This is a genomic window from Mycobacterium sp. 852002-51057_SCH5723018, from assembly GCF_001667035.1.
GTDB lineage: Bacteria > Actinomycetota > Actinomycetes > Mycobacteriales > Mycobacteriaceae > Mycobacterium.
In genome coordinates this window covers 133,219-148,917 of record NZ_LZIR01000096.1, presented here as the reverse complement: position 1 = coordinate 148,917, position 15,699 = coordinate 133,219, and the positions used below count along the sequence as shown (strand labels likewise).

Genomic DNA, 15,699 nt, shown 5'->3' with positions numbered 1-15,699 from the left:
GCAGCGCCCGGCTACGCCGCGCTTGCGATCGTCACGTCAGCCCGCCGTGGCGATCGGATTGATCGGCAACGAGCGCAGCGCGCCGGGGGGGGGGGGGGCCACCCCGGGGCGCGCGGGCGGGGTCGGGGCCAGCCGGCGGTAGGTGTCGCCCTGCAGGGGGCGCAGATCGTTCTCGCCCTTGTTCGGCCACAGCGAGGCGGCCCGCTCGGCCTGGGCGGTGATCGACAGCGACGGGTTGACGCCCATGTTCGCCGAGATCGCGGTGCCGTCGACCACGTACATGGTCGGGTAGCCGTACACCCGGTGATACGGGTCGATGACGCCGCTCTCGGGGCTGTCGCCGATCACCGCGCCGCCCAGGAAGTGGGCCGTCAGCGGGATGTTGAGCAGCTCGCCCCAGGTGCCGCCGGCCACGCCGTCGATCTTGTCGGCGATGCGGCGGGTGACCCGGTTGCCGATCGGGATCCACGACGGGTTCGGTTCGCCGTGGCCCTGCTTGCTGGAATACCAGCGGATTCCGAGCTTGCCGCGCTTGGTGTACGTGGTGATCGAGTTGTCCAGGTGCTGCATCACCAGCGCGATCAGGGTGCGCTCGCTCCACTGGTGGACGTTGAGCAACCGCATCATCCGCCGCGGGTCCGCGCGGGCCTGGTCCAGCAACTGTTTCCAGCGCGGAATGTCGTTGCCCTCAGGACCCTCGCCGTCGGTCATCAGCGTCTGCAGCAGCCCCATCGCGTTGGAACCCTTGCCGTAGCGAACGGGCTCGATGTGCGTGTCGGACGTCGGGTGGACCGACGACGTGATCGCCACCCCGTGGGTCAGGTCGAGGTCCGGCTTCACCTCGAGCCGACCGGCGCCGACGATCGACTCGGAGTTGGTGCGGGTCAGCACTCCAAGGCGCTTGGACAGCCGGGGCAGCTTGCCCTTGTCGCGCATGTTGAACAGCAGGTGCTGGGTTCCCCAGGTGCCCGCGGCCAGGATCAGGTATTCGGCGGTGTAGGTGCGCCGGTCGCGGCGCAGCCAGCTGCCGGTGCGGACCGTGCGAACCTCCCACAGCCCGTCCGGGCGCTGCTCGAAGCCCTTCACCGTGGTCATCGGATGCACTTGCGCACCGGCCGATTCCGCCAGGCCGAGGTAGTTCTTCACCAGCGTGTTCTTGGCGCCGTAGCGACAGCCCGTCATGCAGCAGCCGCACTCCAGGCAGCCGGTGCGGTCCGGGCCGGCGCCGCCGAAGTAGGGGTCGGGCACGGTCTTGCCCGGCGCCTTGGTGCCGTCCGGGCCGAAGAACACCCCGACCGGGGTGGGCACGAACGTGTCGCCGAACCCCATCTCGTCGGCGACCTCCTTGACGACGCGGTCGGCGTCGGTGAACGTCGGGTTCTCCACCACGCCGAGCATCCGTTGCGCCTGTTCGTAGTGCGGCATCAGCTCGTCGCGCCAGTCGGTGATGTGCGACCACTGCCGGTCTTTGAAGAACGGCTCCGGCGGCACGTACAAGGTGTTGGCGTAGTTGAGCGAACCGCCGCCGACTCCGGCGCCGGCCAGGATCATCACGTTGCGCAGCGGGTGGATGCGCTGGATCCCGTAGCAACCGAGCTTGGGCGCCCACAGGAACTTGCGCAGGTCCCAGGAGGTCTCGGCGAACTCCTCGTCGGAGAAGCGGCGGCCGGCCTCCAGCACGCCTACCCGGTAGCCCTTTTCCGTCAGCCGCAGCGCGCTGACGCTGCCCCCGAATCCCGAACCGATGATCAGGACGTCGTAATCCGGCTTCATCGCACCAGTATGGCCTTACCGGCCGGTAATAAACCAGCGCCCCCGGGGCCGTCACGAGTGGGCGGCGGGCCGCATATTGGTGGCCGAGCGTGCGGCTGGCCTCCCCCTCGCCGGCGAGGCCTGCGAGGGCCGCCGGCGCTCAGCCGCCGACCGTCAGGCCGACCTTTTGGAACTCCTTCAGATCGCAATAGCCGGCCTTGGCCATCGACCGGCGCAGGCCGCCGACCAGGTTCAGGCTGCCGAACGGGTCGTCTGACGGGCCGTTGAGGACCCGCTCCAGCGGCGGCCGCTCCCCGACGGCGATCTGCAGCAGCGCCCCGCGGGGCAGCGACGGGTGCGCCGCGGCGGCCGGCCAGAACCACCCGCCGCCCAGCGCCTCGGCGGATTCTGCCAGCGGGGTGCCCAGCAGCACCGCGTCGGCCCCGCACGCGATGGCCTTGGCCAGCTCGCCCGAGGTGTGGATGTCGCCGTCGGCCAGCACGTGCACGTAGCGGCCCCCGGTCTCGTCGAGGTATTCGCGGCGCGCGGCGGCGGCGTCGGCGATCGCGGTGGCCATCGGCACGCTGATGCCCAACACCTCGTCGCTGGTGGTCACCCCCCTCGTCGAGCCGTACCCGACGATGACGCCGGCGGCGCCGGTGCGCATCAGGTGCAGCGCGGTGCGGTGGTCGAGCACCCCGCCGGCGACCACCGGGACGTCGAGCTCGGAGATGAAGGTCTTGAGGTTCAGCGGCTCGCCGGCCCCTTCCCGGTCCAAGACCACTCTTTCGGCGGAGACGATCGTGCCCTGGATGACCAGCAGGTCGATCCCCGCCTGCAGCAGCACCGGCGTCAGCGCCTGGGCGTTTTGCGGGCTGACCCGCACCGCGGTGATCACCCCCGCCTCCCGGATGCGGGCCACCGCCGAGCCCAGCAGGTCGGGGTCCAGCGGCGCCGCGTGCAGCTCCTGCAGCAGCCGGATCGCCGCGGAGGGCTCCGGCTCCTTCTCGGCGGCCTCGATCAGTTGGGCGATCTTGGCCGCGACGTCGGCGTGCCGGCCGATCAGCCCCTCGCCGTTGAGCACGCCGAGCCCACCGAGGCGGCCCAGCTCGATGGCGAACTCCGGCGAGACCAGGGCATCGGTCGGGTGTGCCACCACGGGGATCTCGAACCGGTAGGCGTCGAGCTGCCACGACGTCGAGACGTCCTGCGACGAGCGGGTGCGCCGCGACGGCACGATGCTGATTTCGCTGAGTTCGTAGGTGCGACGGGCGGCGCGGCCCATCCCGATCTCGACCATTGCCAGTTCGCTGTTCACCGCGCGTAGTAGTTGGGCGCTTCGACGGTCATGGCGACATCGTGCGGGTGGCTCTCCTTGAGTCCCGCCGGCGTGATCCGGACGAACTGCGCCTGCTGCAGCACCTCGATGGTGGGCGAGCCGGTGTAGCCCATCGCGGCCCGCAGCCCGCCGGTGAGCTGGTGGATCACCGACGACAACGGCCCGCGGAACGGCACCCGGCCCTCGATGCCCTCGGGCACCAGCTTGTCCTCGGAGAGCGCGTCGTCGGCGAAGTAGCGGTCCTTGGAGTAGGACTTGCCCGTCCCTCCCGGCCCGGCTCGCCCGGCCATGGCGCCCAGTGACCCCATGCCGCGGTAGCTCTTGAACTGCTTGCCGTTGACGAAGATCAGTTCGCCGGGCGCCTCGGCGGTGCCGGCCAGCAGCGAGCCGAGCATGGCCGTCGACGCGCCGGCGGCCAGGGCCTTGGCGATGTCGCCGGAGTACTGCAAGCCGCCGTCGGCGATGACCGGCACGCGCGCCGCCGCGCACGCCGCGACGGCTTCCAAAATCGCCGTGATCTGAGGCGCACCGACGCCGGCCACGACGCGGGTGGTGCAGATGGATCCCGGCCCCACACCGACCTTCACCGCATCGGCACCGGCGTCGACGAGCGCGGCGGCCGCGGACCGGGTGGCGACGTTGCCGCCGATCACCTCGACGCGGTCGCCGACTTCGGCCTTGAGCTTGCCGACCATCTCGAGCACCAGCCGGTTGTGCGCGTGCGCGGTGTCGACGACGAGCACGTCGACCCCGGCGTCGGCCAGCATCATCGCCCGGACCCACGCGTCCCCGCCGACGCCGACGGCGGCGCCGACCAGCAACCGACCGTCGCTGTCCTTGGTGGCCAGGGGGTGCTGTTCGGTCTTGACGAAGTCCTTGACGGTGATCAGCCCGGTCAGCCGGCCGTGTCCGTCGACGATCGGCAGCTTCTCGATCTTGTTGCGCCGCAACAACCCCAGCGCCGCGTCGGCGCTGACCCCCTCCTGGGCGGTGATCAGCGGGGCCTTCGTCATCACCTCGGCGACCTGCTTGGTCTGGTCCACCTCGAAGCGCATGTCGCGGTTGGTGATGATCCCGACCAGCGCCCCGACGTCGTCGACGACCGGCAGCCCGGAGATGCGGAACCGGGCGCACAGCGCGTCGACCTGGGCCAGCGTGTTGTCCGGGCGGCAGGTGACCGGGTCGGTGACCATGCCGGCCTCAGAGCGTTTCACCATCTCGACCTGGCCGGCTTGTTCGGCGACGGGCAGGTTGCGGTGCAGCACACCCATGCCGCCGGCGCGGGCCATCGCGATGGCCATCCGCGACTCGGTGACCGTGTCCATGGCCGAGCTGACCAGCGGCACCTTGAGCCTGATCTTCTTGGTGAGCTGGCTGGAGGTGTCGGCGTTGGCGGGCACCACATCCGAGGCGGCCGGCAGCAGCATGACGTCGTCGAAGGTGAGCCCAAGCATCGCGATCTTGTACGGGTTGTCGCCCCCGGTCGGCATCGGGTCGTCGGTCAGGCCCCGAATCTGGGGGTCGCGCACGAACGCACCGGCGACCAGGGCAGAGCTGTCTTCTAGGTCGGACGTGCCACGGGACATCGGTGGGGCCCTCCATACGATGCGGAGTGAGAAGCCCATCCTATCGGCTCGGCGGACACCTGGACTCGCTTGCTTGGGCGCGCCGCCGGGGGCAACCGGCGCGGACTCGGCGGATCGCTGCCTGCTGGCGTTATGACGGCCCGCCTGCGTAGGCTAGAGACGTGCGCGACCACCTCCCACCGGGTTTGCCACCTGACCCGTTCGCCGACGACCCCTGCGATCCGTCGGCGGCGCTGGAAGCCGTCGAGCCGGGACAACCCCTGGATCAGCAAGAGCGGATGGCGGTCGAGGCCGACCTGGCCGACCTGGCCGTCTACGAGGCCCTCTTGGCGCACAAGGGGATTCGCGGACTGGTGGTGTGCTGCGACGAGTGCCAGCAGGATCACTACCACGACTGGGACATGTTGCGGGCCAACCTGCTACAGCTGCTGATCGACGGGACCGTCCGTCCGCACGAGCCGGCCTACGACCCGGAACCCGACTCCTACGTCACGTGGGATTACTGCCGCGGCTACGCCGACGCCTCGCTCAACGAAGCGACGTCAGACGCCGATTTTCACCGGCGCCACTGAGCGCCTCTTCAGCCTGACCGGCCCGCGTCAGGGCGCGTCGTCCGGGGCCTGCGTCGACGGCGTGGACGTGTGCCCGTGGTGCCGATGCCGACCCGAGGACGGGCTGGTCGTCGGGGTCTGTGACGGACTGAGCGATGCGCTGGGCGAGCTGGATGACGGGCTCGGCGCAGCGGACGTCGTGCCGGCCGCAGTCGATGATTTGGTGGTCGGGGTCGTGGATGCGGCGGGCGCGCCGGGCGGCCTCGTCGCGGAGGCCGGCAGCGTCGCGTTCGGGTTGCGCGATTCGACCCGCGTGTTGAGCAGGTTGACCTCGTTCAGCAGGTCGTGCCTGCTGGCCCCGTCGTTCATGGATTGCACGGTGCTGCTGACCTCGGCCAGCTGATTCTGGGCCTGGGCCCACTGGCCCTGGTCGATCATTTGCTGGACCTTCGCCAACTCGGCCTTGGCGGACAGCTCGATCTGGCTGTCGTTGACCCGCGGCTGGTCGAAGAACATGGCGTGCAGGCCGTAAAGCGTGTCGCCGGGACGGGCCTCGACGACCATGGCGCCGAACCCGCTGAGCACCAACAGCGTCGCGGCGACCGACCCGACCGTCGCCAGGCCGCGGCGGGCTCGGGAACGCTCGGCCAGGCCGTCACGCAGCGCTTCGACGGCCTCTTCCGGCGACACCAGCGCGCTGGCCGGCGGCCACCGCAGGTCGTCGCGCCAGTCCTGCATCAGGACGGCCAGCGCTTCAAAGTTGCGGTCGTCCAGGTCGACCGGCCGGCGCTCGGCGAGCGCGTCGAGGAGTAGATCGGTGCGGGCCAACTCGTCCAGGGCCGGTTGGTCGGGAACAGCGTAACCAAATTCAGGCATAGTCACCTGCCGCGACGATTTCGGACTTGAGCCGTGACAGCGCCCGGTGCTGGGCCACCCGGACGGCTCCGGTGGTGCTGCCGACGGCGGCGGCGGTCTCCTCGGCCGACAGGCCGACGACCACGCGCAGGATCAGGATCTCGCGCTGCTTGGCAGGCAGAATTTCGAGCAATTCGTTCATCCGGCTGACCGAGTCGGCCTCGATGGCCCGTTGCTCAGGACCGGCGTCGGGCGACCAGCGCTCGGGAACGGTTTCGGCGGGATAGGCAAGATCGCGGCCGGCGGCCCGATGGGCGTCGGCGACCTTGTGGGCCGCAATGCCGTACAAGAAGGCCAGGAACGGGCGGCCCCGCTCCCGGTACCGCGGCAGCGCGGTGATGGTGGCCAAGCACACCTCCTGTGCCACGTCGTCTGCTGACAGGCCGCCCCGTTCGACTGTGCCGACGCGCGCCCGGCAATATCGCACGACAATCGGACGGATGGTCTCCAGCACCTCCCGTAGGGCGTTCCGGTCCCCCGCCACGGCCTCCGCAACCACAGCGTCGAGACGTTCCCCTTGAATTGTCATCGACGGCGGTATCTCCAACGTTACGAATGGGACACATCGCGGGCTAACTAACCAAATGACAATAACGGGCGGAGGGCCGTTTCAAGCGCAACGCCACGCGCCCCCGGCGCGCCGCACCTGGCCTGCGCAAATATCCCGAATTTCGAGCAGTTTTTGTGCCGAAAACGTGTCGCTTTCGATATCGATCAGCAAGCACGCCAGCGCCCACCGAAGCGGTATCAGGTCCAGGCGGCAGGTGGCCTCGAGCGCCTCGTCGGCGACCGCGCGGGCGCGATCCACGCTGCCGGCGCTGCACAGCGCGGCGGCCAGCACCACGTCGCTCTTGACGCGGTGACGCGCCGACCTGGCAGCCATGGCGCCCGCCAACTCGACCGCCTCCTCGGCGTGACGCAAGGCGGTCTGGCCGTCCCCGGAGGCCATCGCCAGCTCGGCGGCCACCCACCCCCGTCGCACCGCCAGCCGGTCCGGCACCACGCCGGGCGTCGGCCGCCAGCCCGATCAGCGCGTCGGCGTGGGCCTCGAGATTGTCGCCGGCCAGCGCCAGGGCCCGACCGTCCCAACCGCGTGCCGACGTGTGCCAGCCGAGCTGGCGCAGGAAGGATCCACGGGTGCTGTGGGCCAACGAGAGCAGCCGGCCCGACGCGACGCCGCGCCGCAGCACCTCGAGGTCGCGGTAGGCGCTGCCGTAGCGGCCCTGACCGCCGGCGGCGACCGCCCGCAGCCACAGCTGCTGAGGCGTGATCGCCGCGGGCAACGGCCAGCTGTCGGGTCGCGCGCCGAAGGCCGCCTCAGCCAACTGTTGAGCCAACTTTTGCTCGATCATCAAAGTGTGACCAGTTTCAATCACGGTGATGGTAGTAAACACTTCGTGCTGTCTGTGTTACCGAGCTGTTAATCATGATCAGCTGCGTCCTAATTGCCCTTCCCACTTCCTCACCCCCTGAGCTGGGAAATCTCGGTGCGGTCAAGGGCCTGGTAGCACGGTTCTCACTCGGCAAATCGGTGGTAGATGAACGGCGAGTTAATTCTGCTCCAACGCTTACATATTTTGCCGGGCTAAGTGGCTATTGACGGAAATTCGTCGTCGCCCCTAAGTTCTTCCTTGACGGGTTAGTCATCGGTGACCCCCACTCCAAATCAGTGCACAATCGCTTGTCGGGCGCTTCGCGAGCCTGACCTTCCGGGCGGTGCCGTGCAGAGAGGGAACGATCCTATGCCACAGCCGGAGCAGCTACCCGGGCCCAACGCCGACATCTGGAACTGGCAGCTGCAAGGCCTGTGCCGCGGCGTTGACTCCTCGATGTTTTTCCATCCCGACGGCGAGCGCGGCCGCGCCCGCATGCAACGCGAGCAGCGAGCCAAGGAGATGTGCCGGCGGTGCCCGGTGATCGAGGAATGCCGTTCCCATGCGCTGGAAGTCGGCGAGCCCTACGGCGTTTGGGGTGGCCTTTCGGAATCCGAGCGCGACCTGCTCCTCAAGGGCGACATCGGCCGCGGCCGCGGCATCCGCCGTTCGGCCTGATCGGCCCTTCGTCCCGCTGCACGGCCGCGATTGAACGATTCGCGGCCGCCGCGCGTGTACCCCTCATGGACTAGGCCACCGGCTGGTCGCCGTCCATTGTCGACGCGGCGTCGAGAGCCGTTGCGCCGCGCCGGCCCGGGTTCGAGCGAGCGTTCTGTCGCGTAGTGGGGAACCCCGTGGCAGATCGCTCGCGCACAGGAGGAGTGCCGTGGGTGAGCGGTCGCATCAAGCAGTTCGAACAATTCTGGGGCGACAGCAGTGGCTGGATCGGCCGAGCTATCGGCTCGAGCACGGTCTGACGTTCGTGTTCGCCGCCATGGGGCGGTACCGAGACCGTGTCAGCAACGCGCTGCACGGCACCTGGCTGGGTCATCCGCTGCATCCGGCGTTGACGTCGGTGCCGACGGGGGCGGTGGCGGCGACGGTCGCGATGGACGCGGTCAGCGTGCTGCCGGGTCGGGCGTCGGCATGGCGCGACGCGTCGAGGTTTGCGTTGGGCGTCGGGATCGTGGGCAGCGTAGGCGCGGCCGCCACCGGTCTGACGGACTGGCAGCACACTCACGAGGAATCGCGCCGCATCGGCCTCGTTCACGGCATCCTGAACGGGTTCGCCACCGGCCTGTACGCGCTGTCGTGGTGGGACCGGGGCCGCGGGCGTCACCGGCGCGGGGTCTTCACTAGCGCCGTCGGCTATGGCCTGGCCCTGGGCAGCGGCTACCTGGGTGGGTGTCTGGTCTATGAAACGGGCACCGGGGTGGACCGCTCCGGCGCCCGGTTGACGGGGGAACGCTGGACGCCGGTGCTGCCGGCAACCGCACTCGACGGCCAGCCGCAACGCGTCGACGTAGAGGGCGTTGGCGTGGTGCTGTATCGCAGCGACGGTCGGGTGCTGGCCGTGGGTGAGCGTTGCCCGCACCTGGGCGCGCCGATGGATGACGGCTGGATCGACCGCGGCCGGATCGTCTGCCCCTGGCATGGCTCGCGGTTCGCATGCGAATCGGGCAAGGTGCTGCGCGGGCCCGCGACGGCGGCGCTGCCGAATTACCCGGTGCGGGTCCGGGACGGGCTCATCGAGGTGCGAGGAGCGGCGAAATGAACGCCTACGACGTGCTTTTCGAGCACCATAAGGTGTTGCGCGGGCTGTGCGAGAAGATCACCGCGATACCGGCGGACACCGACGAACGGCAAGACGCCCTCGACGAATTGTTGATCGAACTCGACATTCACATGCGCATCGAGGACGACTTGTTCTATCCGGCGGTGTCGGCGGCCACCAGCCTCGTCGCGATCGCCCACGCCGAGCATCGGCAGGTCTGGGATCAGCTGGCGGTGCTTCTTCGGACGCCGCCGTCGGCACCGGAATACGCCGACGAATGGCACTCGTTCGTGACGGTGCTGGACGCCCACGCCACCGAGGAGGAGCGCGACTTGTGCCCGGCGCCAGTGGATTTGAGCGAAGACATGCTCGACGCGCTCGGCAACCGGATGCTCGAGCGCATCGACCGGTTACGAGAGTCGACCATCAACAGACTCCGCGTCCGCGGCCGCAAGGCTCTGCTCAGCGCGCTCTGAGCTGACCCGCCGCCGGTGGCTACCCGACCTGCGCAGCGTGCGGCTGTGAGCGGCCACCACGTGACTGCGCGTCGACCAGCGGCTTGAGCGCCTCGCCCACCGCTGTGACGACACCGGGTGTGTAGCGGTGCGTCGGCAGGTTGATGATCACGCCGTCGATGCCTGCGTCAAGCACCCGGCGTTGGATCTCGTCGGCTACCTGGTCGGGCGTACCGGTGACCGCCCGGCCGCCCTGAGCCTCGCCGATGTCCCTGGGCGCGCCGTAGCCGTCGAGCACGATCGTCAGCAGGCAACTGGTTTCCAAAGTTGCCGGGTCACGGTCGATTTCGGCGCAGCGCTGGCGGAGCACGTTCAGCTTGCCGGGCAACTCGTCGATGTTGGCGATGATGTTGAGGTGGTCGGCGTAGCGGGCGGCCAGGCGGAATGTCTTCTTTTCGCCGCTACCGCCGAGCATGATCGGAATGTGGTCTCGATAGCGCGGCTCGTTGGTCGCGCTTTCGGTGTGATACCACTTGCCGGAGAAGCTGGGCCTCTCGCCGTGCAGCATCGGGACGATGATTTGCAGTGCCTCCTCGAGCTTTTCGAACCGCTCGGTGAATGTGCCGAACTCGAAGCCCAGTTGCCGGTGCTCCAGCTCGAACCATCCCGCTCCGATGCCGAGGATTGCGCGCCCGGCGCTGACGACGTCCAACGTCGTGATCTCCTTGGCGAGCAAGGTCGGGTTGCGATAGGTGTTGCCGGTCACCAAGGTTGACAGCTGCACGCGCTCGACGGACGCGGCTAAGGCGCCCAGCGCGGTGTAGGCCTCCAGCATGGGTTCGTCGGGTTCACCCAGTGTCGGCAATTGGTAGAAGTGATCCATCAGCAGGACAGTGTCGAACCCAGCACTCTCGGCCTCGCGGGCCTGAGCCTGGACGGCGGGAAACAGTTCGGCGACTGGCTTGCCGTAGGAGAAGTTGGGAATCTGCAATCCGAGGCGAATAGTCACGCCCCACTGCAACCCGCCGGGCGCCGTTCGCATTCCGACGGGGTCGTCCTCGATTACAGGCCATCGCGACACATAAACGTCTGCGACGACTCGCGGAGACGAGTGTGCGTGGATTATGTCTGGATGTGGCGGGCATCGCCGAAAAGCGAAACAGCCCCGGCCAGCGGCAGGAGGTGTGTCGCATCGCTCGACTAGCGGTGGTGAACCCGTGGCCGTGGTCGACGTCCACTTTTCCGGCCCCGCTATTCAGTTACCTGTGCGCGAATTCAGCGAGCTTGGCGTTGACCGCCGCCGGATCCGCTACACGACCGTCGAGGTGCACCCCGCAAACACGAAAACACCCCCGACCATCAGGCCGGGGATGTTGTCCGTAGCGCGTCGCTTCTAGTGGTGGTGATGCCCGTGGCCGTGGCCGTGGTCGTCGGACTCCGCCGGCTTCTCGACGATCGCCGTCTCAGTGGTCAGCACCATCCGGGCCACCGACGCCGCGTTGACCACCGCCGACCGGGTCACCTTGACCGGGTCGATGACCCCGTCGGCCAGCAGGTCACCGTAGCTGAGCGTCTCCGCGTTCAGCCCGTGCCCGGCCGGCAGCTCGCCGACCTTGTTGACCGCGACCGCCCCGTCCAGCCCGGCGTTGTTGGCGATCCAGTACAGCGGTGCGCCCAACGCCACGGAGAACACGTCAACGCCGAGGGCCTCGTCGCCGCTCACCGACGAACGCAGCTCCTTGAGCGCCTTGCGCGCCTGGATGAGCGCCGATCCGCCGCCCGCGACGATGCCCTCCTCGACGGCGGCCTTGGCGGCCGCGACGGCGTCCTCGACGCTTTCCTTGCGCTCCTTGAGCGCGGTCTCGGTCGCGGCACCCACCTTGATGACGGCCACCCCGCCGGCCAGCTTGGCCAGCCGCTCCTGCAGCTTCTCGCGGTCCCAGTCCGAGTCGCTCTTCTCGATCTCGGCGCGCAGCTGCTTGGTGCGGTCGGCGACCGCATCCTTGGCGCCGCCGCCGTCGACGATGATGGTGTCGTCCTTGCTGACCACGACCCGCCGGGCCGAGCCCAGCACGTCGGTGCCGACCTCCCGTAGCAGCAGGCCCGCGTCGGGGTTGATCACCTGACCGCCCGTGACCACCGCCAGGTCCTCGAGGAACGCCTTGCGTCGGTCGCCGAAGAACGGCGCCTTGACCGCGACCGCCTTGAGCGTTTTGCGAATCGAGTTGACCACCAGCGTCGCCAGGGCCTCGCCCTCGACGTCCTCGGCGATGATCAGCAGCGGCTTGCCCGATTCGGCGACCTTCTCCAGCATCGGCAGCAGGTCCGGCAGCGAGCTGATCTTGTCCTGGTGCAACAGGATCAGCGGCTCGTCGAGCACGGCCTCCTGGGAGTCGAAGTCGGTCACGAAATACGCCGACAGGAAGCCCTTGTCGAAGCCGACACCCTCGGTGAACTCGAGCTCGGTGCTCAGGGTCGAGGACTCTTCGACGCTGACGACGCCGTCGGCGCCGACCCTGGTCATCGCCTCACCGACCAGCTCGCCGATCTGCGGGTCACGCGAGGAGACCGTCGCCACCTGGGCGATCCCATCCTTGCCCGCCACCGGGGTGGCCGACGCCAGCAGGGCCTCGGACACCGCGTCGCCGGCCTTGCCGATGCCGATGCCCAGCGAGATCGGGTTGGCACCGGCGGCCACCATCCGCAGGCCGTCCTTGACCAGCGCCTGCGCCAGCACGGTCGCGGTGGTGGTGCCGTCGCCGGCGACGTCGTTGGTCTTGGTGGCCACCGACTTCACCAGCTGGGCGCCCAGGTTCTCGAACGGGTCTTCAAGGTCGATCTCGCGCGCGACGGTGACGCCGTCGTTGGTCACCGTCGGCCCGCCGAATGCCTTGGCCAGCACCACATGCCGGCCACGGGGCCCCAGCGTCACCCGGACCGCGTCGGCGAGCTTGTTGACGCCGGCCTCCAAGGCGCGGCGCGCGGTTTCGTCGTACTCAATAACTTTGCTCATCAGGTTCCCTCACCGCCTAGAACGCATGCCGCCCCGGAAATCACCCGCGGTGCAACGCGGGGATCGCCGGGGCGGGACACGGGTTACTTGGATACGACAGCCAGCACGTCGCGTGCCGACAGGATCAGGTATTCCTCGCCGTTGTACTTGATCTCGGTGCCGCCGTACTTGCTGTAGATGACGGTGTCACCCTCCGACACGTCGAGCGGAATCCGCTTCTCGCCGTCCTCGTCCCAACGGCCGGGGCCGACTGCGACGACGGTGCCTTCCTGCGGCTTCTCCTTGGCGGTGTCAGGAATGACCAGACCGGACGCGGTCGTGGTCTCGGCCTCGTTGGCCTGCACGAGGATCTTGTCCTCGAGTGGCTTGATGTTCACCTTCGCCACGATTGGAGCCCTCCACTAATTTGATCGGTCGGGGCGTTCACCCCGACTGTGTTGGTTGCGGTCCGGTTATCCGGACCGGAGTTAGCGGTCGGTCCGAGCCTGCCCCGGAACCGTCCGAATTATCAGGTGATCGGCATTCGGCCGCGCCCTCGCGCCGTCGTCGCGGGTGCCGGCACAGGGGATCGTCCGATTGCCACCTAGCACTCTATACACGCGAGTGCTAGCACTCAAGGGCGGCCCGCTGCTTCCCGCGTGTTGGCCCAAACCGATCACGCGACCTGCCCTTTTAGCACCGGCAGGCCCGGGTCGCTGGGGACGTCCAGCGGTGACGGCGCCGCCCCGGCGGCCACCAGGTGCGCGGCGAACGACGCAATCATCGCGCCATTGTCGGTGCACAGCCGGGCCCGGGGGATCCGCAGCATCAGGCCCGCCTCGGCGCAGCGTAGGTTGGCCAGCTCCCGCAGCCGCGAGTTGGCGGCCACTCCCCCCGCGACCAACAGGGTGGAAACCCCGAGCGCCGTGGCCGCCCGCACCGCCTTCTTGGTCAGCACGTCGGCGACGGCCTCCTGGAAGCCGGCGGCGATATCGGCGTTGGCCGCGTCGGGATGGCTTTCCACGTAGCGCGCGACGGCGGTCTTCAGCCCGGAGAAGCTGAACGCGTAGGGGTCGTCGGACGGCCCGGTCATGCCACGGGGGAACGCGATGGCGTCGCGATCGCCGGTGCGGGCCAGGTCGTCGAGCACCTTGCCGCCCGGGTAACCCAGCCCCAGCAGCCGCGCCACCTTGTCGTAGGCCTCGCCGGCGGCGTCGTCGACGGTGCTTCCCAGCTCGACGATCGGTTCGCCCAGGGACCGCACGTGCAACAGGTGGGTATGCCCGCCGGACACCAGCAGCGCCACGCACTCGGGCAGCGGCCCGTGCTCGTAGACGTCGGCGGCCAGGTGTCCGCCCAGGTGGTTCACGGCGTAGAACGGCACCCCCCACGCGGCCGAATACGCCTTGGCCGCGGCCACTCCCACCAACAGGGCACCAGCCAGCCCGGGCCCGATGGTGGCGGCCACGATGTCTGGCTTGTGCAGGCCCGCGGCGGCCAGCGCGCGGCGCATGGTGGGGCCGAGGGCCTCCAGGTGCGCGCGGGAGGCGATCTCGGGGACGACGCCGCCGAAGCGGACGTGTTCGTCGACGCTGGAGGCCACCTCGTCGGCCAGCAGCGTCACGGTGGCCCCCGGACCGGAGCCGTCCAGCCGGGCGATGCCGACTCCCGTTTCGTCGCAAGACGTTTCGATGGCCAGGATGACTGTCATCGGGCCTCCCGACGCATCGTGTAGGCGTCGGCGCCGCTGACGCGGTAGTAGCGCCGGCGCAGGCCGATCTGCTCGAACCCCGAGCTGCGGTACAGCGCGATGGCCGCCTCGTTGTCGGTGCGGACCTCGAGGTAGACGGCGCCGCCGTCGGCGAAAGCCAGCAGGTCGTCGAGCAACCGGCGGCCGATACCGCGGCCCTGATAGGCCGGGTCGACGCCGATGGTGTGCACCTCGTACTCGAACGGCGGCTTGCGGCCCAGCCGCGAGATGCCGGCGTAGCCGACCAGCGTGCCGCCGGTGCGCGCGCCCACATAGTGGTTGTGGCTGCCGGCCAGTTCCCGGTTGAACGCCACGGCGGGCCAGGGGTCGTCGCCGGGGAACAGCACCGCCTCGAGCTCGGCGCACCGCTCGGCGTCGGCGGGGGTCAACGCGCCGATGGTCACGGGCTCGCTGCAGGCGGTCATCGGCGGGCCGCCGGCGGCTTGGCGTCGGGCCGGCGCAGATACAGCGCCACCAGGGGCGGGGGGTTGTCCGACCACTCCGTCACCGCGGAGGCCGATGGCGCGGCTCCTCCTCCGGCCGTCCCGGCCGGCATCGTCACCGCGGAGGCCGATGGCGCGGCTCCTCCTCCGGCCGTCCCGGCCGGCATCGTCACCGCGCGCACGAGGCCGGCCGGCGTCGGGCAGGCGGGACCGCGGAGCGGCAGGTCGAACAGCGCGGCGTGCTCGGGCGAGCCGGCGACCGCGCGCGCGGGGCCGGGGTCCACGGCGGCGGGGGCGCTGACGGCAGGGCCGTGTGTGCGGGCGCCGTCGCGGTAGCGGGCCCAGTACACCTCGCGCCGGCGGGCGTCGGTGACCACCAGGACGTCGCCGGTGGTCTGCACACCGATCGCGTCCAGGCTGCACACGCCGTACACCGGGATGCCCAGCGCATGCCCGTACGCGGCGCCGGTCGCCATCCCGGCCCGCAGACCGGTGAACGGCCCGGGACCGCAGCCCACCACGACGGCGTCGAGATCGGCCATGGTCAGCGCGGCGTCGTCGAGGGCGGCCAGCGCGTTGGGGGTGAGTCGCTCGGCGTGCGCCCGGGCGTCAACGGTGACCCGCTCGGCCAGTACCTCCAGATCGGGCATGCGCACGATGCCCGCCGTCACCGCCGGGGTGGCGGTGTCGAGGGCCAGCACATTGCTTATGCGCACCGCTCTCCCCCTCGCCGCTTCGCGGCTGGGAGGTACCCCCAGCTCATCGCCGC

General features: G+C 69.5%; 16 protein-coding genes and 1 pseudogene. 5 read left to right on the top strand and 12 right to left on the bottom strand.

Annotated elements, in window-relative coordinates; genetic code table 11:
* Positions 1-36: 36 nt before the first annotated feature.
* From A5764_RS20520 to guaB, 3 genes are all read right to left on the bottom strand, one after another.
* Positions 37-1,773 (bottom strand): GMC oxidoreductase, encoded by a 1,737-nt coding sequence (locus A5764_RS20520; RefSeq protein WP_067116269.1) that lies wholly within the window; start codon positions 1,771-1,773, stop codon positions 37-39.
* A gap of 139 nt (positions 1,774-1,912) precedes the next feature.
* Entirely contained in the window at positions 1,913-3,052 is a 1,140-nt protein-coding gene (locus tag A5764_RS20515) for a GuaB3 family IMP dehydrogenase-related protein (protein WP_067116322.1), read from the bottom strand.
* A gap of 14 nt (positions 3,053-3,066) precedes the next feature.
* The gene (gene guaB, locus A5764_RS20510) at positions 3,067-4,677 is read right to left on the bottom strand and encodes an IMP dehydrogenase (protein ID WP_067116266.1); all 1,611 of its coding nucleotides are present in this window, start codon (positions 4,675-4,677) and stop codon (positions 3,067-3,069) included.
* A gap of 161 nt (positions 4,678-4,838) precedes the next feature.
* On the opposite strand from guaB, the gene A5764_RS20505 reads away from it, so the two are divergent.
* Positions 4,839-5,249 (top strand): DUF5319 domain-containing protein, encoded by a 411-nt coding sequence (locus A5764_RS20505; RefSeq protein WP_067116263.1) that lies wholly within the window; start codon positions 4,839-4,841, stop codon positions 5,247-5,249.
* Between the two features lie 27 nt (positions 5,250-5,276).
* Here the strand turns inward: A5764_RS20505 and A5764_RS20500 are convergent, their stop codons facing one another.
* The 3 genes and pseudogenes from A5764_RS20500 to A5764_RS20490 form a co-directional block, all read right to left on the bottom strand.
* Positions 5,277-6,104, bottom strand: a complete 828-nt coding sequence (locus A5764_RS20500; protein WP_067116260.1) for an anti-sigma-D factor RsdA — start codon at positions 6,102-6,104, stop codon at positions 5,277-5,279.
* Positions 6,097-6,672, bottom strand: a complete 576-nt coding sequence (gene sigD / locus A5764_RS20495; protein ID WP_067116257.1) for an ECF RNA polymerase sigma factor SigD — start codon at positions 6,670-6,672, stop codon at positions 6,097-6,099. The genes A5764_RS20500 and sigD overlap by 8 nt, the downstream gene beginning before the upstream one ends.
* Positions 6,673-6,753: 81 nt before the next feature.
* Positions 6,754-7,495, bottom strand: a pseudogene (locus A5764_RS20490) (hypothetical protein).
* Between the two features lie 390 nt (positions 7,496-7,885).
* Here A5764_RS20490 and A5764_RS20485 point away from each other — a divergent pair.
* The 3 genes from A5764_RS20485 to A5764_RS20475 all read left to right on the top strand — a co-directional run bounded on the left by A5764_RS20485 (position 7,886) and on the right by A5764_RS20475 (position 9,766).
* Entirely contained in the window at positions 7,886-8,194 is a 309-nt protein-coding gene (locus tag A5764_RS20485; RefSeq protein WP_067116254.1) for a WhiB family transcriptional regulator, read from the top strand.
* Positions 8,195-8,498: 304 nt separating this feature from the next.
* A complete protein-coding gene (locus A5764_RS20480) occupies positions 8,499-9,290 on the top strand; it encodes a Rieske 2Fe-2S domain-containing protein (RefSeq protein WP_082951825.1) in 792 nt (263 codons plus the stop codon).
* Entirely contained in the window at positions 9,287-9,766 is a 480-nt protein-coding gene (locus A5764_RS20475; protein ID WP_067116248.1) for a hemerythrin domain-containing protein, read from the top strand. The genes A5764_RS20480 and A5764_RS20475 overlap by 4 nt, the downstream gene beginning before the upstream one ends.
* Before the next feature lie 19 nt (positions 9,767-9,785).
* On the opposite strand, the gene A5764_RS20470 is transcribed toward A5764_RS20475, so the two are convergent.
* Positions 9,786-10,754, bottom strand: a complete 969-nt coding sequence (locus A5764_RS20470; RefSeq protein ID WP_067116319.1) for an LLM class F420-dependent oxidoreductase — start codon at positions 10,752-10,754, stop codon at positions 9,786-9,788.
* A gap of 208 nt (positions 10,755-10,962) precedes the next feature.
* Here A5764_RS20470 and A5764_RS20465 point away from each other — a divergent pair, with 208 nt between their 5' ends.
* Entirely contained in the window at positions 10,963-11,142 is a 180-nt protein-coding gene (locus A5764_RS20465; RefSeq protein WP_067116245.1) for a hypothetical protein, read from the top strand.
* Here the strand turns inward: A5764_RS20465 and groL are convergent.
* From groL to tsaB, 5 genes are all read right to left on the bottom strand, one after another.
* The gene (gene groL / locus A5764_RS20460) at positions 11,139-12,758 is read right to left on the bottom strand and encodes a chaperonin GroEL (RefSeq protein WP_067116242.1); all 1,620 of its coding nucleotides are present in this window, start codon (positions 12,756-12,758) and stop codon (positions 11,139-11,141) included. The two genes, A5764_RS20465 and groL, sit on opposite strands and share 4 nt — an antisense overlap.
* An 83-nt stretch (positions 12,759-12,841) precedes the next feature.
* Positions 12,842-13,144, bottom strand: coding sequence for a co-chaperone GroES (gene groES / locus A5764_RS20455; protein WP_007167930.1), 303 nt, complete (start codon positions 13,142-13,144; stop codon positions 12,842-12,844).
* 269 nt (positions 13,145-13,413) lie between these two features.
* A complete protein-coding gene (gene tsaD / locus A5764_RS20450; protein WP_067116239.1) occupies positions 13,414-14,448 on the bottom strand; it encodes a tRNA (adenosine(37)-N6)-threonylcarbamoyltransferase complex transferase subunit TsaD in 1,035 nt (344 codons plus the stop codon).
* The gene (gene rimI, locus A5764_RS20445; RefSeq protein WP_067116236.1) at positions 14,445-14,912 is read right to left on the bottom strand and encodes a ribosomal protein S18-alanine N-acetyltransferase; all 468 of its coding nucleotides are present in this window, start codon (positions 14,910-14,912) and stop codon (positions 14,445-14,447) included. Before rimI ends, tsaD begins: the two co-directional genes overlap by 4 nt.
* A complete protein-coding gene (gene tsaB / locus A5764_RS20440; protein WP_369807347.1) occupies positions 14,909-15,580 on the bottom strand; it encodes a tRNA (adenosine(37)-N6)-threonylcarbamoyltransferase complex dimerization subunit type 1 TsaB in 672 nt (223 codons plus the stop codon). The genes rimI and tsaB overlap by 4 nt, the downstream gene beginning before the upstream one ends.
* Positions 15,581-15,699 lie beyond the last annotated feature (119 nt).